This window comes from Klebsiella sp. I138 (assembly GCF_051131765.1).
In the GTDB taxonomy this organism is placed as follows: domain Bacteria; phylum Pseudomonadota; class Gammaproteobacteria; order Enterobacterales; family Enterobacteriaceae; genus Klebsiella.
The window spans coordinates 3461863-3487386 of record NZ_CP180447.1; the positions used below are offsets into that span (position 1 = coordinate 3461863).

At 55.7% G+C, this 25524-nt stretch carries 19 protein-coding genes, 1 tRNA gene and 3 rRNA genes; 17 read left to right on the plus strand and 6 right to left on the minus strand.

The window, feature by feature from the left end:
• Positions 1–373: 373 nt before the first annotated feature.
• The 14 genes from ACMYSK_RS16155 to trpS all read left to right on the plus strand — a co-directional run bounded on the left by ACMYSK_RS16155 (position 374) and on the right by trpS (position 12549).
• On the plus strand, positions 374–652 hold the full coding sequence (locus tag ACMYSK_RS16155) for a BMC domain-containing protein (protein WP_098984660.1): 279 nt from the start codon (positions 374–376) through the stop codon (positions 650–652).
• A 16-nt stretch (positions 653–668) separates the two neighbouring features.
• Positions 669–953, plus strand: coding sequence for a BMC domain-containing protein (locus ACMYSK_RS16160; protein ID WP_041143877.1), 285 nt, complete (start codon positions 669–671; stop codon positions 951–953).
• Between the two features lie 14 nt (positions 954–967).
• Complete coding sequence (locus ACMYSK_RS16165) at positions 968–1246, plus strand: BMC domain-containing protein (protein ID WP_434644166.1); 279 nt, start codon at positions 968–970, stop codon at positions 1244–1246.
• A 53-nt stretch (positions 1247–1299) separates the two neighbouring features.
• Positions 1300–2910 carry an acetaldehyde dehydrogenase (acetylating) gene (locus ACMYSK_RS16170; RefSeq protein WP_434636845.1) on the plus strand — a complete coding sequence of 537 codons (1611 nt, stop codon included), beginning with the start codon at positions 1300–1302 and terminating at the stop codon, positions 2908–2910.
• Positions 2911–2936: 26 nt separating this feature from the next.
• The gene (locus tag ACMYSK_RS16175) at positions 2937–3194 is read left to right on the plus strand and encodes a EutN/CcmL family microcompartment protein (RefSeq protein ID WP_434636847.1); all 258 of its coding nucleotides are present in this window, start codon (positions 2937–2939) and stop codon (positions 3192–3194) included.
• Positions 3195–3209: 15 nt separating this feature from the next.
• Positions 3210–4376: a 1-propanol dehydrogenase PduQ gene (locus ACMYSK_RS16180; protein ID WP_434636849.1), complete on the plus strand. Its 1167-nt coding sequence runs from the start codon at positions 3210–3212 to the stop codon at positions 4374–4376.
• A 25-nt stretch (positions 4377–4401) separates the two neighbouring features.
• Entirely contained in the window at positions 4402–7794 is a 3393-nt protein-coding gene (gene cutC / locus ACMYSK_RS16185; protein ID WP_434636850.1) for a choline trimethylamine-lyase, read from the plus strand.
• Positions 7795–7821: 27 nt separating this feature from the next.
• Positions 7822–8793 (plus strand): choline TMA-lyase-activating enzyme, encoded by a 972-nt coding sequence (cutD, locus tag ACMYSK_RS16190; RefSeq protein WP_434636852.1) that lies wholly within the window; start codon positions 7822–7824, stop codon positions 8791–8793.
• Positions 8794–8805: 12 nt separating this feature from the next.
• Positions 8806–9231, plus strand: coding sequence for a BMC domain-containing protein (locus ACMYSK_RS16195; RefSeq protein ID WP_434636854.1), 426 nt, complete (start codon positions 8806–8808; stop codon positions 9229–9231).
• Entirely contained in the window at positions 9228–9848 is a 621-nt protein-coding gene (locus ACMYSK_RS16200; RefSeq protein ID WP_434636855.1) for a phosphate propanoyltransferase, read from the plus strand. Before ACMYSK_RS16195 ends, ACMYSK_RS16200 begins: the two co-directional genes overlap by 4 nt.
• Before the next feature lie 12 nt (positions 9849–9860).
• Entirely contained in the window at positions 9861–10553 is a 693-nt protein-coding gene (locus ACMYSK_RS16205) for a hypothetical protein (RefSeq protein WP_434636857.1), read from the plus strand.
• A gap of 14 nt (positions 10554–10567) precedes the next feature.
• A complete protein-coding gene (locus tag ACMYSK_RS16210) occupies positions 10568–10978 on the plus strand; it encodes a DMT family transporter (RefSeq protein ID WP_434636859.1) in 411 nt (136 codons plus the stop codon).
• A 17-nt stretch (positions 10979–10995) separates the two neighbouring features.
• Entirely contained in the window at positions 10996–11325 is a 330-nt protein-coding gene (locus tag ACMYSK_RS16215; protein WP_434636861.1) for a DMT family transporter, read from the plus strand.
• 216 nt (positions 11326–11541) lie between these two features.
• Positions 11542–12549 (plus strand): tryptophan--tRNA ligase, encoded by a 1008-nt coding sequence (gene trpS / locus ACMYSK_RS16220; protein ID WP_434636863.1) that lies wholly within the window; start codon positions 11542–11544, stop codon positions 12547–12549.
• A gap of 19 nt (positions 12550–12568) precedes the next feature.
• Here the strand turns inward: trpS and ACMYSK_RS16225 are convergent, their stop codons facing one another.
• Positions 12569–13978, minus strand: a complete 1410-nt coding sequence (locus ACMYSK_RS16225; RefSeq protein ID WP_434636864.1) for a diguanylate cyclase — start codon at positions 13976–13978, stop codon at positions 12569–12571.
• A gap of 414 nt (positions 13979–14392) precedes the next feature.
• Here ACMYSK_RS16225 and ACMYSK_RS16230 point away from each other — a divergent pair, with 414 nt between their 5' ends.
• The 3 genes from ACMYSK_RS16230 to ACMYSK_RS16240 are packed head-to-tail and all read left to right on the plus strand — an operon-like array spanning position 14393 to position 19322.
• Positions 14393–15460: an HlyD family secretion protein gene (locus ACMYSK_RS16230; protein WP_434636866.1), complete on the plus strand. Its 1068-nt coding sequence runs from the start codon at positions 14393–14395 to the stop codon at positions 15458–15460.
• The gene (gene rbbA, locus ACMYSK_RS16235; protein ID WP_434636868.1) at positions 15457–18198 is read left to right on the plus strand and encodes a ribosome-associated ATPase/putative transporter RbbA; all 2742 of its coding nucleotides are present in this window, start codon (positions 15457–15459) and stop codon (positions 18196–18198) included. Before ACMYSK_RS16230 ends, rbbA begins: the two co-directional genes overlap by 4 nt.
• Entirely contained in the window at positions 18198–19322 is a 1125-nt protein-coding gene (locus ACMYSK_RS16240) for an ABC transporter permease (RefSeq protein ID WP_434644168.1), read from the plus strand. The genes rbbA and ACMYSK_RS16240 overlap by 1 nt, the downstream gene beginning before the upstream one ends.
• Positions 19323–19378: 56 nt before the next feature.
• Here the strand turns inward: ACMYSK_RS16240 and ACMYSK_RS16245 are convergent, their stop codons facing one another.
• The 5 genes from ACMYSK_RS16245 to ACMYSK_RS16265 all read right to left on the minus strand — a co-directional run bounded on the left by ACMYSK_RS16245 (position 19379) and on the right by ACMYSK_RS16265 (position 25337).
• Positions 19379–19696: a hypothetical protein gene (locus ACMYSK_RS16245; RefSeq protein ID WP_434636870.1), complete on the minus strand. Its 318-nt coding sequence runs from the start codon at positions 19694–19696 to the stop codon at positions 19379–19381.
• A gap of 599 nt (positions 19697–20295) precedes the next feature.
• Positions 20296–20411 (minus strand): 5S ribosomal RNA (rrf, locus tag ACMYSK_RS16250).
• A gap of 97 nt (positions 20412–20508) precedes the next feature.
• Positions 20509–23415 (minus strand): 23S ribosomal RNA (locus tag ACMYSK_RS16255).
• A 218-nt stretch (positions 23416–23633) separates the two neighbouring features.
• Positions 23634–23709: transfer RNA gene (locus tag ACMYSK_RS16260), tRNA-Glu, on the minus strand.
• A gap of 85 nt (positions 23710–23794) precedes the next feature.
• Positions 23795–25337, minus strand: a 16S ribosomal RNA gene (locus tag ACMYSK_RS16265).
• The 16S, 23S and 5S rRNA genes sit together here with 1 tRNA gene alongside, the layout of an rRNA operon.
• Positions 25338–25524: the final 187 nt, after the last annotated feature.

The window sequence follows — 25524 nt, forward strand, 5'->3', positions numbered from 1 at the left end:
CGCTAAAACCGCATTTTTTGCATTTATCCTCCGACAAAAAACATGACCATAACCACACTTATCTGATGGATATATTACCCCGCGCCCGCAATAAATTAGCAACCCGTTAACATTCCCGACGGCGCAGATCGCCGCGCTAAAACCCACCCGATCCAACGCCAAATCCCACCCGACCACTCAGCATAAATAGATAAAAACAGAGCTTATAAATACTAAATTGCAGAGTAAAAATCTAAAAACAAACCATTCACGGATTTAAATTTCACTCCTTCCGCAGTTCTCTATAGTGAACCTCGAACGCCGCTACCGCGTGTTGACGCCGTTACGCGGACGGTTTTCCCGAATCACAAAACCTGTTCTTGAGGAGATCACAATGGGTGATGCATTGGGGCTTATTGAAACCAAAGGCCTGGTGGCCTGCATTGGAGCGGCGGATGCAATGTGCAAGTCCGCCAACGTTGAGCTGATTAGCTATGAAAACATCGGCTCCGGGCTGGTCACTGTCATGGTGAAGGGCGATGTCGGCGCGGTGAAAGCGGCGGTGGATTCCGGCGTGGAATCCGCACAGCGCATCGGCGAAGTGGTGACCTCGCTGGTTATTGCCCGTCCGCATAACGACATCAACAAAATCGTCATTAAACACAAGGCTTAAGGCCAGGAGAACGCAAATGGGTGATGCATTAGGTTTGATTGAAACCAAAGGTCTGGTGGCCTGTATCGAAGCGGCGGATGCGATGTGTAAAGCCGCCAACGTCGAGCTGATTGGTTATGAAAACGTGGGCTCCGGGCTGGTGACCGCCATGGTGAAAGGTGACGTCGGCGCAGTAAAAGCCGCTGTGGACTCCGGTGTGGAATCGGCGCAGCGCATCGGGGAAGTGGTGACCTCGCTGGTTATCGCCCGTCCGCATAACGACATCAACAAAATCGTCGCGCATTACAAAGTCGCGGAATAACGGGAGACAACATGATGAAAGAAGCGCTTGGTCTAATCGAAACCAAAGGTCTGGTGGCCTGCATTGAAGCTGCTGATGCGATGTGTAAAGCCGCCAACGTCGAGCTGATTGGCTATGAAAACGTCGGCTCCGGACTGGTGACTGCGATGGTGAAAGGCGATGTCGGCGCGGTCAACGCAGCCGTTGATTCCGGCGTGGAAGCGGCGAAACGCATCGGCGAAGTGGTCTCGTCTCGCGTCATTGCGCGTCCGCATAACGACATCGAAAAAATCGCGTCGCAGCACAAGGCTTGACCTGACAGGGCGCGCCCCGTCTCCACTCTTTTAGTCTGATGAAGGATAGACTCATGATTGAACTGGATAACGATTTGCAGTCCCGCCAGAACGCGCGGGAACTGGTGCGCAGCGCCAAAAAGGCTCAGGCGATTCTGGCCACCTTTTCGCAGCAACAAATCGACGCCATCGTGAAAAACGTGGCCCAGGAAGCCGCGCACCACGCCGAAACGCTGGCGAAAATGGCTGCGGAAGAGACCGGATTTGGCAACTGGCAGGATAAAGTGCTGAAGAACCGTTTCGCTTCGCTGCGCGTTTACGACGCCATCAAAGATATGAAGACCGTCGGCATCATTCATGACGATCCGCTAAAAAAAGTGATGGACGTGGGCGTGCCGCTGGGCGTGATTTGTGCGCTGGTCCCGTCAACAAACCCGACTTCCACCGTCATCTACAAAACGCTGATTGCCCTCAAGGCCGGTAACGCGATTATCTTTTCCCCGCATCCAGGGGCACGCCAGTGCAGTTGGAAAGCCATTGAGATCGTCAAGCGTGCCGCCGAAGCCGCAGGCGCACCGACTGGCAGCGTCAGCGGTATTACCGAATTGACGCTGGATGCCACCTCTGAGCTGATGCACAGCAAAGACGTCTCGCTGATTCTGGCGACCGGCGGCGAAGGTATGGTGCGCGCGGCCTATGCATCTGGCACACCCACCATCAGCGGCGGCCCGGGCAACGGTCCGGCCTTTATTGAGCGCAGCGCTGATATTCATCACGCGGTGAAAGATATTATCACCAGTAAAACCTTCGATAATGGGGTGATCTGTGCTTCCGAGCAGTCGATCATCGTCGAACGCTGCATTTATGACGACGTTCACCGTGAGCTGGAAACTCAGGGCGCCTATTTTATGAATGAAGGGGAAGCGGCCAAAATGGCGGCCCTGCTCCTGCGCCCGAACGGCACCATCAACCCGAAAGTAGTGGGAAAAACCGCGCTGTATCTGAGCCAGCTTGCCGGCTTCAGCGTGCCAGCCAGCACCAAAGTGCTGATCGCCGAGCAAACCACCGTCTCTCACCAGAACCCCTACTCCCGCGAAAAACTGTGCCCGATTCTCGGCCTGTACGTGGAAGAGGACTGGAAAGCGGCCTGCCATCGCGTTATGGAACTGCTGACCAACGAAGGGCTCGGCCATACCCTGGTTATCCATACCCGCAACCAGGATGTGATTCGTCAGTTCTGCCTGGAAAAACCGGTCAACCGCATTTTGATTAACACCCCGGCGGCGCTGGGCGGCATCGGCGCGACCACCAATATCACCCCGGCGCTGACCCTCGGCTGCGGCGCGGTTGGCGGCGGATCCAGTTCCGATAACGTTGGCCCCATGAACCTGCTCAACATCCGCAAAGTTGGCTACGGCGTGCGTTCTATCGATGAACTGCGCGCCCCGGGCAGCCGCCCGGAACCTCAGCCGACCATCGTCACGCCGGCAGATAACCCGCACCGCAGCATTCTGGACGACGTGCGCTTCACCTCTGCGGGGACCGCGACGACTGCGCCTGCTACCGGCAACGCAGCGGCAGATAACCGCTTTGCTGTCGCCGCCGCCGTCGAAGCGGAAGGCGAGATCAGCGAGCAAAATGTAGAGCGCATCATCCGCCAGGTGCTTACGCGCTTAGGTCAGTAATGCATTGAAATAAGGCGATAAAAACGATGATTCTCGCAAAGGTAGTCGGACATGTCGTTGCCACGCAGAAATGCGCTGAGCTACGCGGCAGTAACCTGCTGCTGCTCGTCAAGTTAGACGATAACCAGCAGCCCATGAAAGACCAGACCTGGGTCGCCGTCGATAGCGTTGGCGCCGGCATGCACGACATCGTCCTGGCTGAAGAGTATTTCGCGCTCAACGCAGAGCGCTACAAAGCCATGTCGGTGGTCGCCATTGTCGAGAACGTGTTTCGGGACGCTTAAGGAGTGAATAACCCAATGAGTGAATTTTTGCTGAAACCCCGGATCCGCTTTGGTCAGGACGCGCTATCGGTTCTGAACGAGCTGCCCGCCCGCAATGCCCTGCTGGTCACCGATAAGGCGATGGTCAAATTCGGTCTCGCCGAACGCGTTACCGGCCCCTGGCACCAGCGCGGTATTGCCTTCCAGGTCTGGGACGATGTGGTGGCAGATCCGGATATCGCCACCATCGTGCGCGGTATGAAGCTGATGGACAACAGCTATCCGGATCTGGTGGTGGCGCTGGGCGGCGGATCGGTTATTGACGCAGCCAAAGCGGTTATTTTCGCCCTGGCGCAGACCCGTCCGCAGCCCGGACGTCAGCGCCCATGCTTCGTGGCGATCCCGACCACCAGCGGTACCGGTTCAGAAGTGACCGCCTTTTCGGTTGTGAAAGCGCATGCTGAAAAACTGGTGCTGGTGGACCCGACGCTGCTGCCGGATATCGCCATTCTCGACCCGGCGCTGGTGGCCTCGGTCCCGCCGGCCATCACCGCAGATACCGGTATGGACGTACTGTGCCACGCGCTGGAAGCCTACGTCTCCCGCGCCGCCAGCGACTTTTCCGATGCGCTGGCCGAAAAAGTGGTGCAGCAGGTTTTCCGCTATCTGCCCACCTGCTGGCGAAGCGGTGACAACCTGCTGGCTCGTGAAAAGATGCACAACGCCTCCTGCATGGCGGGCATGGCGTTCACCAACGCCTCCCTGGGTATCACTCATAGTCTGGCCCACGCGCTGGGCGGCGTATTTCGCGTCCCACACGGCCGGGCAAATGCGCTGCTAATGGCCGAGGTGGTGGCGTGGAATGCGGATTATCAGGGGCAGTGCGATACCGACGCCGCCCGTAAATATGCCCGACTGGCCCATTTACTGGACCTGCCAGCGGCCACAACCCGCCAGGGCGTCGCCAGTCTGCTGATTGCGATTCAGACCTTAAAAGACGAAATGACCCTGCCGGCCGGTATTGGTGATACCGGCGTTGATGGTGCTGATTTTGAGCAACGACTGGCGGAGATGGTCGGCCAGGCGCTACGCGACAGCTGTACGCCGACCAACCCACGCACGCCGGACGCTCGAGCCTTAACCGAACTCTATCGCCGGGCCTGGACCGGGCACCAGAGCGGCGCCGCCGTTCAGGGCGACTGATAACAAGATTTGGAGAACCTTACCCATGGCACACTACAGCTTAACGCCGCGCGTCAACGTGCTGGCTGACCGTTTACTCTCACAAAAAAGTACCCTGTGCACCGAGCATGCCGCCACGCTGAACGCCCTTGATGGCGATATCGCGGGTATTCCTGCTGCCGTCAAGCCGGCGCGCCGTTTCTATGAGCTGATGCGCCAGCTGCCGGTGTGCATTAGCCCCGATGAGCTGATTGTCGGTGACCAGACCCGCAAACCGCACGGGGCGATTTTCCACGATGAAAGCGCCGCGCATCGTCCGTCGGCATTCCGCTTCCTCAATCTCAGCAACGATCTGGACTCCCCGGATTATCGACTGATCGTCGAAAAAGGCGTGCTGGCGATTAAACACCAGCTGGAAGAGAAAACCCGCAGCCTGGGTAGCGCCGTTAGCCGTAGCGGTATGGATGAAGTCAACGGCTGCCGCGCCGCTATTTACGCCTGCGACGCCCTGCTCACCCTGGCACAAAACCTGGCCACCAGCGCCGAAACGCTCGCTGCTGCGGAAAGCAACCCGTACCGCCAGGCCGAACTGCTGGAAAGCGCGGCAATTCTGCATCATGTTCCGGCTCACCCGGCGCGTAACTTCAAAGAAGCCTGCCAGGCGTTTTATCTGTTCCAGCTGGCGCTGCAGCTGGACAACGGCAGCTACGCGGTGAACCCGGAAGGCGCCGATAAGGCCCTGCTACCGTGGTATCAACGCGACATCGCCAACGGCACCCTGACGCCGCAGCAGGCGTATGAAATCGTTGAGTGCCTGTGGTTCAAACTGGCGCAGCTGAGCGAAGTCCGCGCGGCCAGCACCATCGATGGCTACCCAATGTTCGACGCCCTGCGCCACGGCGCCAGCCTCGATGACGCCGGCCTTATCATCAACGAACTTTCCGGCCTGTTCCTCTGCGCACAGCGTAATCTGAGCGCGCTCAATCTGCCGGTGCGCCTGTTCCGCGGCGAGCAGAAAGTCTCCGCCGTGCCGTTTGCTACCTGCAGCGAGACGCCAACGGCAGAAGGACTGACTCCGCGTATGCAGCGCCTGCGTAACCACTACCTGACGGTACGCCCGAGCGTCTCTATCTATCGCGCGCTGGCCTTTACCGAAGTGGTGAAAGCCAATCCAGGCATGCCGACCATTCTGCTGCGCGCCAAAGCCTTCCGCCACGCCTGCGAAACCGCACCGATTCTGATTCAGGATGACGAGCTGATCGTCGGCCATCCGTGCGGCAAGCCGCGCGCGGGCGCCTTCTCGCCGGATATCGCCTGGCGCTGGGTACGCGACGAACTCGATACCATGAGCACCCGCCCACAGGATCCGTTTGAAATAAGCGAAGCAGATAAAAAAGTGATCCGCGAAGAGATCGTCCCGTTCTGGGAGGGCCGTTCGCTGGATGAAATCTGCGAAGCGCAGTATCGCGAAGCGGGCGTGTGGGCGTTCAGCGGTGAAACCTTCGTCAGCGACCTCTCCTACCACCAGATCAACGGCGGCGGCGATACCTGCCCGGGCTATGATGTGCTGTTGTTCACCAAAGGAATGAACGGCATTAAAGCCGATGCCGAGGCGCATCTTGCCGGCCTGAGTATGGAGAACCCGGAAGATATCGACCGTATCTACTACTACAAAGCGGCGATTGAAACCTGTGAAGGGGTGATTAACTATGCTCACCGCATCGCCGCTCATGCTCGTGAGCTGGCAGCCAAAGAGCAAAACGCCCAGCGTCGCGCCGAGCTGCTGACCATTGCTGAAGTGAACCAGAACGTCCCGTCTAATCCGCCGAAAACGCTGCAGGAAGCGCTGCAAAGTATCTGGACCGTGGAGTCGCTATTCGAAATAGAAGAGAACCAGACCGGCCTGTCACTGGGCCGCGTTGACCAGTACTGCTTCCCGATGTTTGAAGCCGATATTCGCGAAGGCCGCCTGACTCACGAAGCCGCGCTGGAGCTGATGCAGGCATTTATCATCAAATGCGCCGAGCTGATGTGGATGTCCAGCGAACTGGGGGCAAAATACTTTGCCGGCTACCAGCCGTTTATCAACCTGACCGTCGGCGGCCAGAAGCGTTCCGGCGGCGATGCCTGCAACGATCTGACCTACCTGATTATGGATGCCGTGCGTTTTGTGAAGGTCTACCAGCCCTCGCTGGCCTGCCGAATTCACAACCAGTCGCCGCAGAAGTACATGGAAAAAATTGTCGACGTGGTGAAAGCGGGCATGGGCTTCCCGGCCTGTCACTTCGATGATTCCCATATCAAGATGATGCTGCGCAAAGGCTTCGATTTTGAAGACGCGCGCGACTACTGCCTGATGGGCTGCGTTGAACCGCAGAAATCTGGCCGTATCTATCAGTGGACCTCTACCGGCTACACCCAGTGGCCCATCGCCATCGAATTTGTGCTCAACCGCGGCCGGATGGTGCTGTTTGATAGCTATCAAGGGCTGGATACCGGCGACCTGCGCGACCTGCACACCTTCGAAGAATTCGATGCGGCGGTGAAAAAGCAGATTGCCCATATCGTCCGCCTGTCGGCGATTGGGACGGTGATCAGCCAGCGCGTTCACCGCGACGTGGCGCCAAAACCGCTGATGTCACTGCTGGTGGAAGGCTGCATGGAGCAAGGTAAGGACGTCGCCGCCGGTGGCGCGATGGTCAACCACGGACCGGGACTGATCTTCTCCGGACTGGCAACCTACGTCGACTCCCTCGCCGCCATCCGCAAGCTGGTCTACGAAGATAAGAAATACACCCTCGAGCAGATGCGCGATGCGATGCTGGCGAACTTCGAAGGCTTTGAGGCGCTGCGCCGCGACTGCCTTAACGCGCCGAAATACGGTAACGATGATAACTACGTTGACCAGTACGCACTGGATATCACCGAGTGGACAGAAAGAGAGTGTCGTCAGTACAAGATGCTCTACTCCACACTCAGCCACGGCACCTTGTCTATCTCCAACAACACGCCGATTGGCGAGCTGACCAACGCCACGCCGAACGGCCGCCTGGCATGGATGCCGCTTTCCGACGGTATCAGCCCGACGCAGGGGGCAGATAAACAAGGTCCAACCGCCATCATCAAGTCAGTGAGCAAGATGAACGTGGAGACCATGAATATCGGCATGGTGCATAACTTCAAGTTCCTCAAAGGGTTGCTGGATACACCAGAGGGGCGCCATGGCCTGATCACTCTGCTGCGCACAGCATCGATTCTCGGCAACGGCCAGATGCAGTTCAGCTACGTCGATAACGAGGTGCTGAAAAAAGCCCAGCAGGAGCCGGAGAAATATCGTGACCTGATCGTCCGCGTCGCCGGCTACAGCGCCTATTTCGTTGAGCTGTGCAAAGAAGTTCAGGACGAGATCATCAGCCGGACGGTGATTGAGAAGTTCTGATAAAGACACGGACGTTTTTGGACAAGGATGTCCTGGCTATTTTTTCTGGAGGCAAGCGTGAATCAAGAATTAACCGGACGAATTTTCAATATTCAGAAATATTCGATCTACGACGGGGATGGTATTCGCACGCTGGTTTTTTTCAAAGGCTGCAATATACGCTGCCCATGGTGCGCAAATCCGGAGGGGCTGAATAGCCAGTTCCAGGTGATGTTCTCGCACGACAAATGCATTAACTGCGGTGACTGCGTCAACGTCTGTCCGGCCGGAATTCATTATCGGGCAGAAGAAAACGGCGAGATGAAACATTTCGTCGACCGCAATAAAGACTGTATCGGCTGCCGTAAATGCGAGGAGATTTGCACTCAGAACGCGCTGGATATTATGGGTAAAGACGTCACCGTCAGCGAACTGATGGAAATCATCATGCAGGATTATGACTTCTATATTGCTTCCGGCGGCGGCGTGACCATCGGCGGCGGCGAAATGAGCCTGCAAACCGACTTTGCCGTGGCGCTGTTCAGCGAATGCAAAAAGATGATGCTCAATACCGCCGTTGAAACCCAGGGCACGACGCCGCTGGCAAATTATCAAAAGCTGGCGCCGGTCACCGACACCTTCTTATTCGATATTAAGCAAATAGATAGCGCGCACCATAAAACGTTATTTGGTATCGGCAATGAAGGTATTCGCCGCAATCTGGAATGGCTGGTGGATTCCGGCGCCAACGTCATTGTGCGTATGCCGCTGGTTCGTGGATATAACGATTCGTGGGATGCCATTACCGGCGCAATTGATTATGTGCAGAAGCTGGCGAAGCGCGGAAATATCCGCCGTATCGATATGTTGCCGTACCACCAGCTGGGGCGAAAAAAATATGAACGCCTGGATATGCCCTACCCCATTACCCAGGATCCATCTTATTCGCCCGAGGAACTGAGCCAGCTGGAGACGTTCTTCACACAATTTGATTTTGATATTCGCTTAGTCCGCCATTAACAGGAGCCGACAATGAAAAGTTTAGGCGTAATTGAAACGCGAGGGCTGGTCGCCGCCATTCAGGCCGTAGATGCTGCCTGTAAGGCCGCGGGCGTGACCTGCATTGGCTATCGAAAAATCGGGTCGGGGCTGGTCAGCGTCTGCTTCGAAGGCGAAATCAGCGCCATCCACGCCGCTATTGAGCGCGGCATCGAGGTCGTTGCCGCAGACCAGGTTATCGGCTCGTTGGTTATCGCCCGTCCGGAACCCAGCGTGGTGGCAGCCCTTCGTCATCTGAAAGGCCATCCGGCAGCAAAACCAGCCGTGAAACACGCTGACACGAAAAGCATGATTCCGGCGCCGGCGGAAGCAATCGCGCCACAGACGCCGCCATCGCCGCCAGCGGCGGGAGAGCCAGAAGATAAAAATGCCGCGATGAAGAAAGGGAAGAAGGCATGATCGACACCCTGCTACATGAAAAAATCACCGCCCGGCTGACGCGCATCGCGCCGGATATCCCGGTCGGTATCTCGAACCGCCACGTGCATCTGTCACAGCAGGATGTTGAGGCGCTGTTTGGCCAGGGCTATGCGCTGACGCCGTTTAAACCGCTGCGCCAGCCAGGACAGTTTGCCGCTCAGGAGTGCGTCACCGTTGTCGGGCCAAAAGGTACACTGGCCCACGTTCGCGTCCTCGGACCCACCCGTCCGGTCACGCAACTGGAAATTTCCCGCGCCGACTGCTTCACTCTCGGAATAGCCGCGCCGGTACGCGAATCTGGTCAACTGGACAATGCGGGCAATGCGCTACTGATCGGCCCGGCAGGTCATGTGGAGCTGCATTCTCAGGTGATCTGCGCCTGGCGGCATATACATATGTCACCGCAGGATGCGCGGCGGTTGAACGTCAGCAACGGGCAGAAGGTTCGTGTAGGCAGCCGGGGCGAACGCCAGCTGACCTTTGATGAAGTCGTGGTCCGCGTGCGGGATGATTTTGTCCTGGAGTTCCACATTGATACCGAAGAAGCCAACGCCGCCGGACTGAAAAACGGCGCTCAGGTCACGCTCATCGCTTAACGGAGGCCAGCCATGACCGATGAAGAGATCGACCGCCTCGTGACGCGGATTATCCACAGGCTACGGCCACCGATACTGGTGATGGTAGGCCCGGCCACGGGCTACCGCCAGGCCATCCGGAGCCGCCTGGCAGGAAGCGGGCAACGTCTGCAGCTCGCGCTGGATGAAGGGATTTCGGATGCCGAACAGTGGCAGGCAATGGGTGAAATTCTGCCGTCCAGCGCCTGGCCGGAGTCGCTGCCGTCGGCGGCCTGGCGGGCCGTAGTCCTGCCGTTTCTCGACTATCCGCTGGCGGCCGATCTGGTGAGCGGTACGTTGCAAAGCCCGGCAGCCAGACGGTTGCATGACGCTCTGCTTGCCGGCCTGCCGGTGCTGGCGCTGCGCTATCACTGCGATCCGGCCAGCGAATTAAACCAGCTGCGCGGAGCCGCGAACGATACGCCTTACGCCAGTCATATACAGTCTACGCTGGCCAGGCTGACGGAGTGCGGTGTGACGCTGTGCACCATGAATGAGCTGCTGGAGAAGCTAGCAGCGGAAAGTGTGGCGATCGCCCAGGCTCCGGCTACCGGCGCACGTCGTTATCTCACTGTCACAGACATCGTGAATAATCCGGCGCTGGCTTGCGCACCCGATGTCGTCCTGACCGATGCTGCTATCGATTTTTTAAAAAACAGAAAAAAAGAACCCTACCTTAATAAATAGACCCGGAGTTTATTATGTCTTCAAAAACAAAATGCTGGCTATGGATGCTGTTGGTTATCCTCTCGGAAACCTCGGCCACTTCCACCCTGAAAATGTTCGGTAGCAGCGAAGGGATGACCAAAATGCTGCTGCTCGGACTGCTGGTGGTACTGTACTGCACCTGCTACTACTCCCTTTCCCGCGCGGTAAAAGATATTCCCGTTGGCCTGGCATACGCCACCTGGTCCGGGACCGGCATCCTGGTGGTCTCGACGCTGGGGATGGCATTTTACGGCCAGCACCCGGATACCGCGGCAATTATCGGCATGGCCATTATCGCCAGCGGCATCGTTATCATGAATCTGTTCTCGAAAATGGGCAGCGAGGAGAGTGTCGATACGCCCGCCGAGCCGGTTACCTCTCTGGACAAAAAGATCGCCAACTAACAGGAAAGGAATAGCATATGTTTAATCTCGGATTCTTATGGCTGGCGCTGTCAATCGGCTCAGAAATTACCGGCACGTCGATGATCAAAAAAACCAACGGCTTTAGCAAGCTGGCGCCTTCGGTGCTGGTGGTCTGCGCCTATTCACTGTGTTATTTCGCCCTCACCCGCGCGATGAGCACCATCCCGGTGGGCGTCGCGTATTCGCTGTGGTGCGGTTTTGGGATCGTCGGCGTCACCATTTGCTCCATGATCCTCTATAAGCAAAAACCGGATCTGCCGGCGATCTTCGCCATGGTGCTGATTATTTCCGGCGGCATCATTATGAACGTCTTCTCGACAATGTAAGCGAAGAAGCCTACGGCGCGTGGGTTTACCCCGCGCCCGTTTCGTGGCAGGATAGTCTGATGAACAGAATCGTTGTCATTGCCCGCCCATATCGTTGGTGGCTGCCTGCATAACAGGCGGCACGATTTACGTTTCCATTTTTAAAGCCGCCGGAAGGCGGCTTTATTGTTTATCAAGCGACGTCTTTCGGCTTAACAGCATCGTAAGGAGTCTCTGATGAACACAACACCAACCATTCTTACCGGCGACCGCCCTACCGGCCAGCTGCATCTCGGCCATTACGTGGGGTCTCTGCGCCAGCGAGTGCAGCTTCAGCATGACCACCAGCAGTTTATCCTCATTGCCGACCTTCAGGGGCTAACGGACAACGGCAGCGATCCGCAGAAAATCAGCAGCAATATTTTTGAGGTGATGGCCGATTATCTGGCGGTGGGTATCGATCCGCACAAAACAACGATTTGCCTGCAATCGGCCCTGCCCGCCCTCGCGGAGCTGAGCGCGCTGTATATGAATATCGTCACCGTCGCCCGCGTCGAGCGTAATCCGACGGTCAAAAGTGAAATCGCGCAGAAGGGGTTCTCCCGCTCGCTGCCGGTCGGTTTTCTGGCCTATCCCATCAGCCAGGCCGCCGATATCACCGCATTTAAAGCCGGGCTGGTGCCGGTTGGCGACGATCAGCTGCCGATGATCGAGCAGACCAATGAGATCGTCCACAAAATGAATAGCCTGACCACCACGCCGGTGTTGCAGCACTGTCGGGCGCTGCTCAGCGACGTCAGTCGCCTGCCCGGCATTGACGGCGGTGCCAAGATGTCAAAATCGCTGGGCAATACGCTCACGCTCTCGGCCAGCGAAGAACACATTCATCGCGCGGTCAGTGCAATGTATACCGACCCGACGCATTTGCGGGTCAGCGACCCAGGCCAAATCGAAGGCAATGTGGTCTTTACTTACCTTGATGCCTTTCATCCCGACAGCGCCTTCGTCGCCGATATGAAGGCGCACTATCAACGCGGCGGCCTGGGTGACCGTCAGTGCAAAAACGCACTGGAGGAGTGTTTGCAGACGCTGCTGGCGCCGATTCGCGAACGTCGGGCAACGTTTATTGCGGATAAAGGGATGCTGCTGGAACTGCTGCGCCAGGGCAGCGAGCGGGCGCACCGCCTCACACAGCAGACGCTGCATGAGGTGATGCGTGGATTAGGGTTACCCGTGCTGTTCTGAACACCCGGGGCGCGGTGCTTTAGTCGTGCGGATCATGCTCACCCTCGTGCATCTTCACGCAGTCGCGCCCGTTACGCTTGGCAACGTACAGCGCGCTGTCGGCGTCGCGCAGCAGCCGATTATAATCCGGGTGGCCGGTATGCACGGCATAGCCAATACTGGCAGTAATCGCAATATTGGTCTCTCCACCGACGTTAAACGGGAGCTGACTGATGCTTTTTCGTAAGCGTTCAAGGAGCGCAAAGGCTTCGGCCGCGCCGGTTTCCACCAGAACCAGCAGAAACTCCTCGCCGCCATAGCGGAAGATATAATCGCTGGAACGGATGTTATCGCTAAGCAGGTCGGCAACGTGCTTAATCGCCCGGTCGCCCACCATGTGGCCCCAGTTATCGTTAATCTCTTTAAAATGGTCGATATCCACAATTGCCACCGTCATCGGCAGCTCATGTTCCATGGCGAGCGTGACCTCATGTTTGAGGACCACCGGCAGGTAGCGGCGGTTTAGCAGGCTGGTCAGGGAGTCTTTACCGTTTTGCATCTGCGACAGACTGCTGAAGATAACCCCGAGCTGGCTGCTGATTTGCTGACAATGGATGTGGATGTTCTGGAGTAAGCCCTGCGTATTTTTATATTCTGCGCTGTCTTCTGAGGATTTCCAGCCGGCGATTAAGCTGTCCACCTGGTTAATTAAACCGGTAATCTCTTTCATCTGCGCATTCTTGTTAAAGTAACGCACGCATTTATGGCGGAACCACAGGCCGAATTCGGATTCAGATAATAACGTGCCGTTAATATCGGTCTTATTTTCACTCACGATATTAAAAATAGCGCTATTTTCCCAACCGGAGAGCGAGGCCTGCTGTTTGCCATATTCCATCGGCACATTATCCATCAGGCTATACAGGCGATACGCCTCTTCATTTCTTGTCGCCCGATAGTGCGATAAGGTGTAGGCATGGCACATCATCTCGATGGCCATATTAATCGCCATCACCGCGTAGTGGATGGTCGCAAGGCCGGTGGAGTGGTCAATCTTATCGTTATCCCGCACATGTTCAATCAGCCCGGCCTTGAGCTGACGGGCACCCCGCAGCACGGCCTCGGCGGGGATACCGATGCGGGCGTGAATACTGCCGATATGGTATTGCCTTTCAGCCAGCGCCTGCAGCTGATCTTTCTCGCAGGTCAAGATGTCGTGGACCCATACGGCCAGCGAACGACTAAGGCGCTCCTGCACCAGATCATAAGTCAGGTGACGGGCAATATCGGGATCCTGAAAAATAAAATCATAGAAACGAGCGGCCAGAGCTGCTGACTGCTCTGCGGCAATATCTTTAAGAACCGCCTTCACTTCCGGCGTCAGGCTGTCGTACAGCGGCAGCCATTCCTTAAAAATAACTGAGATATATTTTTTGCTTTCATCGCTCATTGAATAAAGCACTCGCCGACATGGGTCTATTTTCAAGGCCGCAAATCATACAACAGTTCGCCCTGGTCAACCAGATTGAAAATGCAGCAATCGTTTTTTACGCTTTCCCGTACCGCCATCGGCGGCGATTCGCGATGTACATCAATACCCCATGTTTATCGTATGGACATACTCAATACAAATGCTAGTATCCCATAGACGATAGCTATATTTATGCGTGTTTCATTTAAGGCCAGGATTGCTGATGATGACCACATTCGTAGCACATCTTTTTCACCGGTTAGCCGCGCAGCTGGATTCGCGACCCGGTCGGCCTTGCCTCTCAATTCCTCTATTTTTCAAAGAGATAAAACTTCGTTTGCCCGAGGGAAGAAACGCGCATCACTCAGCAATATGGAACAGAGCGAGTAGCGTATGGACAAAATCAAACAGCATTGGGCCTGGTGCCTTGTCGGACTGCTGGCGGTTATCGCCGCCCTGATATGGTGGACGCTACGTCCGCCGGGACTTCCGGAGGGTTTTGCCAGTAGCAACGGCAGGATAGAAGCCACCGAGGTGGATATCGCGACCAAGACCGCCGGACGCATCGACACCATTTTGGTCAAAGAGGGCCAGTTCGTTCACAAGGGCGATGTGCTGGCGCGTATGGATATTCGGGTGCTTAACGAACAGCGCCTCGAAGCCGCAGCCCAGATAAAGGAAGCTGAAAGCGCGGTTGCCGCCGCCAAAGCGCTGCTCGATCAGCGGCAAAGCGAAATGCGCGCCACCGAAGCGGTAGTGAAACAGCGGCAGGCGGAGCTAAATTCCACCGCGAAACGTCACGTGCGCTCCAGCGCGCTATCGCAGCGCGGAGCGGTTTCAGCGCAGCAGCTCGACGATGACCAGGCGGCAGCGGAAAGCGCCCGGGCAGCGCTCGAATCTGCCAGAGCCCAGGTTTCTGCGGCGAGAGCCGCAATTGAAGCCGCCCGAACCAGCATTATCCAGGCCCAAACCCGCGTTGAAGCTGCTCAGGCCACCGAACGACGCATCCTCGCCGATATTGACGATAGTGAACTCAAAGCGCCGCGCGACGGCCGAATTCAGTATCGCGTGGCCGAGCCGGGCGAAGTCCTGGCCGCCGGCGGCCGGGTGCTGAATATGGTCGACCTCTCCGATGTCTACATGACCTTCTTCCTGCCAACCGAACAGGCTGGCCTGCTGGCGCTGGGCAGCGAAGCGCGTATCGTACTGGATGCGGCGCCAGATCTGACTATCCCTGCGAATATCACCTTTGTTGCCAGCGTGGCGCAGTTTACGCCAAAGACGGTAGAAACCAGCGATGAACGACTGAAGCTGATGTTCCGGGTGAAGGCCCGCATCCCGCCGGAGCTGCTGGAACAGCATCTTGAGTATGTCAAAACCGGCCTGCCCGGGATGGCATATGTCCGGCTGAATAGCCAGCAGACGTGGCCTGACGCGCTCGCGGTGAGGTTGCCGCAATGAGAGACGTTCAGCAGGATACTCACCCACCGGTCGCCCTGCTGGAACACGTCGGGCAGCATTTTGGCGCCACCGTCGCGCTGCGGGATATTTGCCTGAGTATTCCCGCTCGCCGGATGGTGGGCCTGATTGGGCCTGACGGCGTCGGCAAATCGAGCCTGCTGTCGCTGATTTCCGGAGCGCGGGCCATTGAACAAGGCAACGTGATGGTGCTTGGCGGTGATATGCGCGATGCACGTCATCGCCGCGACGTCTGCCCCAAAATTGCCTGGATGCCGCAGGGGCTAGGCAAAAACCTCTACCACACTCTTTCGGTGTATGAAAACGTCGACTTCTTTGCCCGCCTGTTTGGGCATGATAAAGCCGAGCGCGAGACCCGCATCGATGAACTCCTGCACAGTACCGGACTGGCCCCTTTCCGCGACCGCCCCGCCGGGAAATTATCCGGCGGGATGAAGCAAAAACTCGGCCTGTGCTGTGCGCTGATCCACGATCCGCAGTTGCTGATCCTTGATGAGCCCACCACCGGCGTTGACCCGCTTTCTCGCGCCCAGTTCTGGGAGCTAATTGACAGCATTCGCCAGCGTCAGCCTGAAATGAGCGTACTGGTTGCGACGGCCTATATGGAAGAGGCGGAGCGCTTCGACTGGCTGGTCGCCATGAACGCGGGGGAAGTGCTGGCCACCGGCAGCGCCGAAGAGCTCAAAGCCCAAACCCACAGCCAGACGCTCGAGCAGGCGTTTATCGCCCTGCTGCCCGCAGCCCAGCGTGAGGCGCACAAAGAAGTTATCATTACACCGCGCAACGCTCTGGACAATGAAATCGCGATTGAAGCCCGTGGCCTGACCATGCGCTTTGGCAACTTCGTGGCGGTCGACCATGTGAACTTCCGCATCGCCCGGGGAGAAATTTTTGGTTTCCTCGGCTCAAACGGCTGCGGTAAATCAACCACCATGAAAATGCTAACCGGTCTGCTCCCCGCCAGCGAAGGTGAGGCCTGGCTATTTGGCCAGCCGGTCGATCCAAAGGATATTGCCACTCGCCGCCGCGTTGGTTACATGTCGCAGGCGTTCTCCCTCTACAGCGAACTGACCGTCCGGCAGAACCTTGAGCTTCACGCCCGTTTATTTCACATCCCGGATGCCGAGATCCCCGGTCGGGTGGCGGAAATGAGTCAACGCTTTATGTTAACGGAGGTCGAAGATACTCTGCCCGCGTCCCTGCCGTTAGGTATTCGCCAGCGGCTTTCTCTCGCCGTAGCGGTGATCCATCGCCCGGAAATGCTGATCCTCGATGAACCGACTTCCGGTGTCGATCCGGTCGCCAGGGACATGTTCTGGCAGCTGATGGTCGATCTCGCCCGCCAGGATCGGGTGACGATTTTTATCTCGACCCACTTTATGAATGAAGCCGAGCGCTGCGATCGTATTTCACTCATGCACGCCGGGAAGGTGCTGGCCAGCGATACGCCGCAGGCGCTGGTTGCACAGCGCGGCGCAGCCAACCTCGAAGAGGCGTTTATCGCCTGGCTGCAGGATGCCCAACAGCCCGTCGATGACATACCGCCTGCCCCGCCGGTAAACGCCTCGACCAGGACCGCCGCCCCACGACAGGCGTTTAGCCTGCGCCGACTCTTTAGCTACAGCCGTCGTGAAGCGCTGGAGCTCCGGCGCGATCCGGTGCGCTCAACCCTGGCTCTGCTGGGTACCGTGATTCTGATGTTCATTATGGGATATGGCATTAGCATGGATGTGGAAGACCTGCGTTTCGCGGTACTCGATCGCGACCAGACCCTCAGCAGCCAGGGCTGGTCACAGAATATAGCCGGTTCACGCTACTTCATTGAGCAGCCCCCGCTACAGAGCTATAGCGAACTGGACAGACGGATGCGCAACGGCGAGCTGGCCGTCGCCATTGAAATTCCGCCTAATTTCGGCCGCGATATTGCCCGCGGCACCCCGGTCAACATTGGCGTCTGGGTGGACGGCGCCATGCCGAATCGGGCCGAGACGGTGCGCGGCTACGTTCAGTCTATGCATCTGGCCTGGTTACAGGAGATGGCAGGGCGGCAGGCGACGCCGGGGCGCGATACGTCGCTGATATCCATTGAGACGCGCTATCGCTATAACCCGGATGTGAAAAGTCTGCCAGCCATCGTTCCAGCGGTGATCCCGCTGCTGCTGATGATGATCCCGGCAATGCTCAGCGCGCTGAGCGTAGTCCGCGAAAAGGAGCTGGGTTCCATCATTAATCTGTACGTTACGCCGACGACCCGCAGCGAGTTTCTATTGGGTAAACAGGTGCCGTACATCGTGCTGGGCATGTTTAACTTCTTCCTGCTGTGCGCGCTGTCGGTCTTTGTGTTTGGCGTGGCGCATAAGGGCAGCTTTCTGACCCTGACCCTGGCGGCACTGCTCTATGTCACCATCGCCACCGGGTTGGGACTTCTGATCTCCACCTTTATGAAAAGCCAGATTGCAGCCATCTTCGGTACCGCCATTATCACGCTGATACCGGCCACGCAGTTTTCCGGCATGATTGACCCGGTCGCTTCGCTGGAGGGGCCAGGCCGCTGGATTGGTCAAATTTACCCGACCAGCCATTTTCTGACCATCGCTCGCGGGACGTTTTCAAAAGCCCTGAATCTGACGGATTTATGGGCGTCCTTTATCCCGCTGCTGATTGCTGTCCCGCTGGTGCTCGGCCTCAGCGTGTGGCTGCTGAAAAAACAGGAGGGATGATGCGCGGATTACGCAATATTTATAATCTCGGTGTCAAAGAACTGCGCAGTCTACTCGGCGATAAGGCGATGCTGACCTTAATCCTGTTCGCCTTCACCGTCTCGGTCTATTCCTCAGCGACCGTAATGCCAGGGTCCCTGCATCTGGCGCCTATCGCTATTGCCGATATGGATAAGTCACAGCTCTCCTCGCGTATTATCAACGGCTTTTATCGACCGTGGTTTTTACCGCCGGAGCTGATTAATGAAGATCAGATGGATGCCGGGCTGGACGCCGGGAACTATACCTTTGCCATTAATATTCCCCCCAACTTTCAGCGTGATGTGCTCGCCGGACGGCAGCCGGAAATTCAGGTTAACGTCGACGCCACACGCATGAGTCAGGCGTTTACCGGCAATGGTTATATCCAGAATATTATTAGCGGGGAGGTGAACAGCTTTGTGGCCCGCTATCGGGATAACGCAACCCTACCGGTTGAGCTGGCGGTGCGGATGCGCTTTAACCCCAACCTCGAACAAGAGCGTTTTGGTGCAGTCATGGCCATCATCAATAACATCACCATGCTGGCGATCGTGCTGACCGGATCGGCGCTGATCCGCGAGCGGGAGCACGGTACGGTCGAACACCTGCTGGTCATGCCGGTGACACCGTTCGAAATTATGCTGGCAAAAATCTGGTCGATGGGGCTGGTCGTGCTGGTTGTTTCCGGGCTTTCGCTGTTGCTCATGGTCCAGGGAGTGCTACAGGTGCCGATTGAAGGTTCAATCCCGCTGTTTATGTTGGGCGTGGCACTGAGCCTGTTCGCGACCACCTCAATCGGTATTTTTATGGGGACGGTAGCGCGCTCAATGCCGCAGCTGGGACTGCTGATGATCCTGGTACTGCTGCCGCTGCAGATGCTTTCCGGCGGCTCAACCCCGCGGGAGAGTATGCCCCAGGCGGTACAGGATATAATGTTAACCATGCCGACAACCCATTTTGTCAGCCTGGCGCAGGCAATTCTGTATCGTGGTGCCGACTTTACCATTGTCTGGCCGCAGTTTTTAACCCTGTTGGCCATCGGCGGAGTGTTCTTTACTGTCGCTCTGCTGCGTTTTCGTAAGACGATTGGCGCGATGGCCTGAAGGGGGAGTTCTGGCCGTCACCAGCGGTGGCGGCCAGCGGTAATAAGAACGAAAGGTCAGCTCTTGCGGTTTATTACGCGACGTAGCAGCCAGGTAAAGCCCATTGCCATGCTGAACAGGATAAAGAGCAGGACCAGCCAGCTCAGAGAAATGCGGATTAGGGCGCTGAACGTCATCAGCGGCTGAAGGTAGACGGTAAAGGATTCACTTAACGGTTTCCCGATCAGCAGCAGCACGCTGTCAGCGATCCAGACGCATATCCGACAAGCCACCCAGATAATCGCCGGCCAGCAGAGCAGAACCAGAAAGGTGAAGCGTTCTTGTAGGTAGCTTATGAGCTGGCGCAAAGGCGGCCATTTTAAAAGGATCTTCATTTTTATTCTCATCGTGCCGCTTGATAGCATTTATGCCACACAAACCAGACTGTTTTGTGGCGGTGGCGTATCTCAGCGACATCGGGATAGCTTTAATACAGATCGTACGCGCTACATTATATCGAAATTTCAGTGACACGAACTCGATCGAGTTAACAAACTGTTAATGACACTAAAACATTTCATCTTGAAAGTCCAGTTACAACAGCACGCGTCGTTAAATATGCGTTAAATAACCTACAAACATATCGATAATATAAAAATTAATGAAAATAAATATATTTGAATAATAAATTCAAATGCCTCAATTTATTTTTTGGCGTTATATTTTCACGCCATGAATAGTTTCTTGCTTTATATTTTAGTTAAAGTCAGCGAATGATATTTAATTATTTGGCAGGACGTACTCTGCTGCAGGAATAAGAGAATGGGGGATAGGAGATTAAAGCAGAATAAAAACCGCTCAGCCCCTGTATGTGGAGCCACTGGCTGAGATATTTCCCCGGAGGCGGCGCGCGGCGCCTTGTCCGGGCTACCCGGCAGTACCGGCAAAAACGCAAAAAGCCCATCCGTCAGGATGGGCTTCTTACTTGTTTGATGCCTGGCAGTTCCCTACTCTCACATGGGGAGACCCCACACTACCATCGGCGCTACGGCGTTTCACTTCTGAGTTCGGCATGGGGTCAGGTGGGACCACCGCGCTATTGCCGCCAGGCAAATTCTGTTTCCACCCCGCATCTCTGCGCAGTGAATAATCTGTCATCAGGCTGAAAATCAATTTCGTCTCTTCGCCAAAACAGCTTCGGCGTTGTAAGGTTAAGCCTCACGGTTCATTAGTATCGGTTAGCTCAACGTATCGCTACGCTTACACACCCGACCTATCAACGTCGTAGTCTTCAACGTTCCTTCAGGACTCTCAAGGAGTCAGGGAGAACTCATCTCGGGGCAAGTTTCGTGCTTAGATGCTTTCAGCACTTATCTTTTCCGCATTTAGCTACCGGGCAATGCCATTGGCATGACAACCCGAACACCAGTGATGCGTCCACTCCGGTCCTCTCGTACTAGGAGCAGCCCCCTCAATTCTCCAGCGCCCACGGCAGATAGGGACCGAACTGTCTCACGACGTTCTAAACCCAGCTCGCGTACCACTTTAAATGGCGAACAGCCATACCCTTGGGACCTACTTCAGCCCCAGGATGTGATGAGCCGACATCGAGGTGCCAAACACCGCCGTCGATATGAACTCTTGGGCGGTATCAGCCTGTTATCCCCGGAGTACCTTTTATCCGTTGAGCGATGGCCCTTCCATTCAGAACCACCGGATCACTATGACCTGCTTTCGCACCTGCTCGCGCCGTCACGCTCGCAGTCAAGCTAGCTTATGCCATTGCACTAACCTCCTGATGTCCGACCAGGATTAGCTAACCTTCGTGCTCCTCCGTTACTCTTTAGGAGGAGACCGCCCCAGTCAAACTACCCACCAGACACTGTCCGCAACCCGGATCACGGGTCTACGTTAGAACATCAAACATTAAAGGGTGGTATTTCAAGGTTGGCTCCATGCAGACTGGCGTCCACACTTCAAAGCCTCCCACCTATCCTACACATCAAGGCTCAATGTTCAGTGTCAAGCTATAGTAAAGGTTCACGGGGTCTTTCCGTCTTGCCGCGGGTACACTGCATCTTCACAGCGAGTTCAATTTCACTGAGTCTCGGGTGGAGACAGCCTGGCCATCATTACGCCATTCGTGCAGGTCGGAACTTACCCGACAAGGAATTTCGCTACCTTAGGACCGTTATAGTTACGTACCGCCGTTTACCGGGGCTTCGATCAAGAGCTTCTCCTTACGGATAACCCCATCAATTAACCTTCCGGCACCGGGCAGGCGTCACACCGTATACGTCCACTTTCGTGTTTGCACAGTGCTGTGTTTTTAATAAACAGTTGCAGCCAGCTGGTATCTTCGACTGATTTCAGCTCCGTGAGCAAGTCACTTCACCTACCATCAGCGTGCCTTCTCCCGAAGTTACGGCACCATTTTGCCTAGTTCCTTCACCCGAGTTCTCTCAAGCGCCTTGGTATTCTCTACCTGACCACCTGTGTCGGTTTGGGGTACGATTTGATGTTACCTGATGCTTAGAGGCTTTTCCTGGAAGCAGGGCATTTGTTACTTCAGCACCGTAGTGCCTCGTCATCACACCTCAGCGTTTAATAAGCGTCCGGATTTACCTAAACGCTCCGCCTACATGCTTAAACCGGGACAACCGTCGCCCGGCTAACATAGCCTTCTCCGTCCCCCCTTCGCAGTAACACCGAGTACAGGAATATTAACCTGTTTCCCATCGACTACGCCTTTCGGCCTCGCCTTAGGGGTCGACTCACCCTGCCCCGATTAACGTTGGACAGGAACCCTTGGTCTTCCGGCGAGCGGGCTTTTCACCCGCTTTATCGTTACTTATGTCAGCATTCGCACTTCTGATACCTCCAGCAACCCTCACAGGCCACCTTCAACGGCTTACAGAACGCTCCCCTACCCAACAACGCATAAGCGTCGCTGCCGCAGCTTCGGTGCATGGTTTAGCCCCGTTACATCTTCCGCGCAGGCCGACTCGACCAGTGAGCTATTACGCTTTCTTTAAATGATGGCTGCTTCTAAGCCAACATCCTGGCTGTCTGTGCCTTCCCACATCGTTTCCCACTTAACCATGACTTTGGGACCTTAGCTGGCGGTCTGGGTTGTTTCCCTCTTCACGACGGACGTTAGCACCCGCCGTGTGTCTCCCGTGATAACATTCTTCGGTATTCGTAGTTTGCATCGGGTTGGTAAGTCGGGATGACCCCCTAGCCGAAACAGTGCTCTACCCCCGAAGATGAGTTCACGAGGCGCTACCTAAATAGCTTTCGGGGAGAACCAGCTATCTCCCGGTTTGATTGGCCTTTCACCCCCAGCCACAAGTCATCCGCTAATTTTTCAACATTAGTCGGTTCGGTCCTCCAGTTAGTGTTACCCAACCTTCAACCTGCCCATGGCTAGATCACCGGGTTTCGGGTCTATACCCTGCAACTTAACGCCCAGTTAAGACTCGGTTTCCCTGCGGCTCCCCTATACGGTTAACCTTGCTACAGAATATAAGTCGCTGACCCATTATACAAAAGGTACGCAGTCACCCCATAAAGAGGCTCCCACTGCTTGTACGTACACGGTTTCAGGTTCTTTTTCACTCCCCTCGCCGGGGTTCTTTTCGCCTTTCCCTCACGGTACTGGTTCACTATCGGTCAGTCAGGAGTATTTAGCCTTGGAGGATGGTCCCCCATATTCAGACAGGATACCACGTGTCCCGCCCTACTCTTCGAACTCACAGAATATGCATTTTAGTGTACGGGAGTATCACCCTGTACCCTGCGACTTTCCAGACGCTTCCACTAACACACAAACTGATTCAGGTTCTGGGCTGCTCCCCGTTCGCTCGCCGCTACTGGGGGAATCTCGGTTGATTTCTTTTCCTCGGGGTACTTAGATGTTTCAGTTCCCCCGGTTCGCTTCGTTAAGCTATGTATTCACTTAACGATAGTGTGTCGAAACACACTGGGTTTCCCCATTCGGAAATCGCCGGTTATAACGGTTCATATCACCTTACCGACGCTTATCGCAGATTAGCACGTCCTTCATCGCCTCTGACTGCCAGGGCATCCACCGTGTACGCTTAGTCGCTTAACCTCACAACCCGAAACTGTTTCGTAAAACAGTTCGCATTGCGAAAATTTGAGAGACTCGAACACACCATTTTTCCTTTCTTATTACGGAGAAAGGAAACAGTGTGTCGTTTCAATTTTCAGCTTGATCCAGATTTTTAAAGAGCAAATATCTCAAACATGATTCCGGAGAATCAGTTTTGAGATACTGAGGTCGGCGACTTTCACTCACAAACCAGCAAGTGGCGTCCCCTAGGGGATTCGAACCCCTGTTACCGCCGTGAAAGGGCGGTGTCCTGGGCCTCTAGACGAAGGGGACACTGAAGTCTCAATCGCAAGACGCCTTGCTATTTACTTTTCATCAGACAATCTGTGTGGACACTACAAAGGCAGGTTCTTTCAGGTAAGGAGGTGATCCAACCGCAGGTTCCCCTACGGTTACCTTGTTACGACTTCACCCCAGTCATGAATCACAAAGTGGTAAGCGCCCTCCCGAAGGTTAAGCTACCTACTTCTTTTGCAACCCACTCCCATGGTGTGACGGGCGGTGTGTACAAGGCCCGGGAACGTATTCACCGTGGCATTCTGATCCACGATTACTAGCGATTCCGACTTCACGGAGTCGAGTTGCAGACTCCGATCCGGACTACGACATACTTTATGAGGTCCGCTTGCTCTCGCGAGGTCGCTTCTCTTTGTATATGCCATTGTAGCACGTGTGTAGCCCTACTCGTAAGGGCCATGATGACTTGACGTCATCCCCACCTTCCTCCAGTTTATCACTGGCAGTCTCCTTTGAGTTCCCGGCCGAACCGCTGGCAACAAAGGATAAGGGTTGCGCTCGTTGCGGGACTTAACCCAACATTTCACAACACGAGCTGACGACAGCCATGCAGCACCTGTCTCACGGTTCCCGAAGGCACTAAAGCATCTCTGCTAAATTCCGTGGATGTCAAGAGTAGGTAAGGTTCTTCGCGTTGCATCGAATTAAACCACATGCTCCACCGCTTGTGCGGGCCCCCGTCAATTCATTTGAGTTTTAACCTTGCGGTACGTACTCCCCAGGCGGTCGACTTAACGCGTTAGCTCCGGAAGCCACTCCTCAAGGGAACAACCTCCAAGTCGACATCGTTTACAGCGTGGACTACCAGGGTATCTAATCCTGTTTGCTCCCCACGCTTTCGCACCTGAGCGTCAGTCTTTGTCCAGGGGGCCGCCTTCGCCACCGGTATTCCTCCAGATCTCTACGCATTTCACCGCTACACCTGGAATTCTACCCCCCTCTACAAGACTCAAGCTTGCCAGTTTCAAATGCAGTTCCCAGGTTGAGCCCGGGGATTTCACATCTGACTTAACAAACCGCCTGCGTGCGCTTTACGCCCAGTAATTCCGATTAACGCTTGCACCCTCCGTATTACCGCGGCTGCTGGCACGGAGTTAGCCGGTGCTTCTTCTGCGAGTAACGTCAATCACTAAGGTTATTAACCTTAACGCCTTCCTCCTCGCTGAAAGTACTTTACAACCCGAAGGCCTTCTTCATACACGCGGCATGGCTGCATCAGGCTTGCGCCCATTGTGCAATATTCCCCACTGCTGCCTCCCGTAGGAGTCTGGACCGTGTCTCAGTTCCAGTGTGGCTGGTCATCCTCTCAGACCAGCTAGGGATCGTCGCCTAGGTGAGCCATTACCCCACCTACTAGCTAATCCCATCTGGGCACATCTGATGGCATGAGGCCCGAAGGTCCCCCACTTTGGTCTTTCGACGTTATGCGGTATTAGCTACCGTTTCCAGTAGTTATCCCCCTCCATCAGGCAGTTTCCCAGACATTACTCACCCGTCCGCCGCTCGTCACCCAAAGAGCAAGCTCTTCTGTGCTACCGCTCGACTTGCATGTGTTAGGCCTGCCGCCAGCGTTCAATCTGAGCCATGATCAAACTCTTCAATTTAAGTTTGATGCTCGTGAATTAAACTTCGTAATGAATTACGTGTTCACTCAGAGACTTGGTATTCATTTTTCGTCCGAGGACGTTAAGAATCCATGTCACTTTGAGTGCCCACACAGATTGTCTGATAAATTGTTAAAGAGCAGTGCGACGGCGCTGAGCGCTCTGTCGCGAGGTGGCGTATATTACG

What these genes read in the sequence shown, in the direction of transcription:
- ACMYSK_RS16155 (WP_098984660.1), top strand. Translation starts at nt 374, where the DNA reads ATGGGTGATGCATTGGGGCTTATTGAAACCAAAGGCCTGGTGGCCTGC.
- ACMYSK_RS16225 (WP_434636864.1), bottom strand. Translation starts at nt 13,978, where the DNA reads ATGAGCGATGAAAGCAAAAAATATATCTCAGTTATTTTTAAGGAATGG.
- ACMYSK_RS16245 (WP_434636870.1), bottom strand. Translation starts at nt 19,696, where the DNA reads ATGAAGATCCTTTTAAAATGGCCGCCTTTGCGCCAGCTCATAAGCTAC.
- ACMYSK_RS16240 (WP_434644168.1), top strand. Translation starts at nt 18,198, where the DNA reads ATGCGCGGATTACGCAATATTTATAATCTCGGTGTCAAAGAACTGCGC.
- ACMYSK_RS16160 (WP_041143877.1), top strand. Translation starts at nt 669, where the DNA reads ATGGGTGATGCATTAGGTTTGATTGAAACCAAAGGTCTGGTGGCCTGT.
- ACMYSK_RS16180 (WP_434636849.1), top strand. Translation starts at nt 3,210, where the DNA reads ATGAGTGAATTTTTGCTGAAACCCCGGATCCGCTTTGGTCAGGACGCG.
- ACMYSK_RS16170 (WP_434636845.1), top strand. Translation starts at nt 1,300, where the DNA reads ATGATTGAACTGGATAACGATTTGCAGTCCCGCCAGAACGCGCGGGAA.
- rbbA (WP_434636868.1), top strand. Translation starts at nt 15,457, where the DNA reads ATGAGAGACGTTCAGCAGGATACTCACCCACCGGTCGCCCTGCTGGAA.
- ACMYSK_RS16195 (WP_434636854.1), top strand. Translation starts at nt 8,806, where the DNA reads ATGAAAAGTTTAGGCGTAATTGAAACGCGAGGGCTGGTCGCCGCCATT.
- ACMYSK_RS16205 (WP_434636857.1), top strand. Translation starts at nt 9,861, where the DNA reads ATGACCGATGAAGAGATCGACCGCCTCGTGACGCGGATTATCCACAGG.
- ACMYSK_RS16230 (WP_434636866.1), top strand. Translation starts at nt 14,393, where the DNA reads ATGGACAAAATCAAACAGCATTGGGCCTGGTGCCTTGTCGGACTGCTG.
- cutC (WP_434636850.1), top strand. Translation starts at nt 4,402, where the DNA reads ATGGCACACTACAGCTTAACGCCGCGCGTCAACGTGCTGGCTGACCGT.
- trpS (WP_434636863.1), top strand. Translation starts at nt 11,542, where the DNA reads ATGAACACAACACCAACCATTCTTACCGGCGACCGCCCTACCGGCCAG.
- ACMYSK_RS16165 (WP_434644166.1), top strand. Translation starts at nt 968, where the DNA reads ATGAAAGAAGCGCTTGGTCTAATCGAAACCAAAGGTCTGGTGGCCTGC.
- ACMYSK_RS16175 (WP_434636847.1), top strand. Translation starts at nt 2,937, where the DNA reads ATGATTCTCGCAAAGGTAGTCGGACATGTCGTTGCCACGCAGAAATGC.
- ACMYSK_RS16200 (WP_434636855.1), top strand. Translation starts at nt 9,228, where the DNA reads ATGATCGACACCCTGCTACATGAAAAAATCACCGCCCGGCTGACGCGC.
- ACMYSK_RS16215 (WP_434636861.1), top strand. Translation starts at nt 10,996, where the DNA reads ATGTTTAATCTCGGATTCTTATGGCTGGCGCTGTCAATCGGCTCAGAA.
- cutD (WP_434636852.1), top strand. Translation starts at nt 7,822, where the DNA reads ATGTCCTGGCTATTTTTTCTGGAGGCAAGCGTGAATCAAGAATTAACC.
- ACMYSK_RS16210 (WP_434636859.1), top strand. Translation starts at nt 10,568, where the DNA reads ATGTCTTCAAAAACAAAATGCTGGCTATGGATGCTGTTGGTTATCCTC.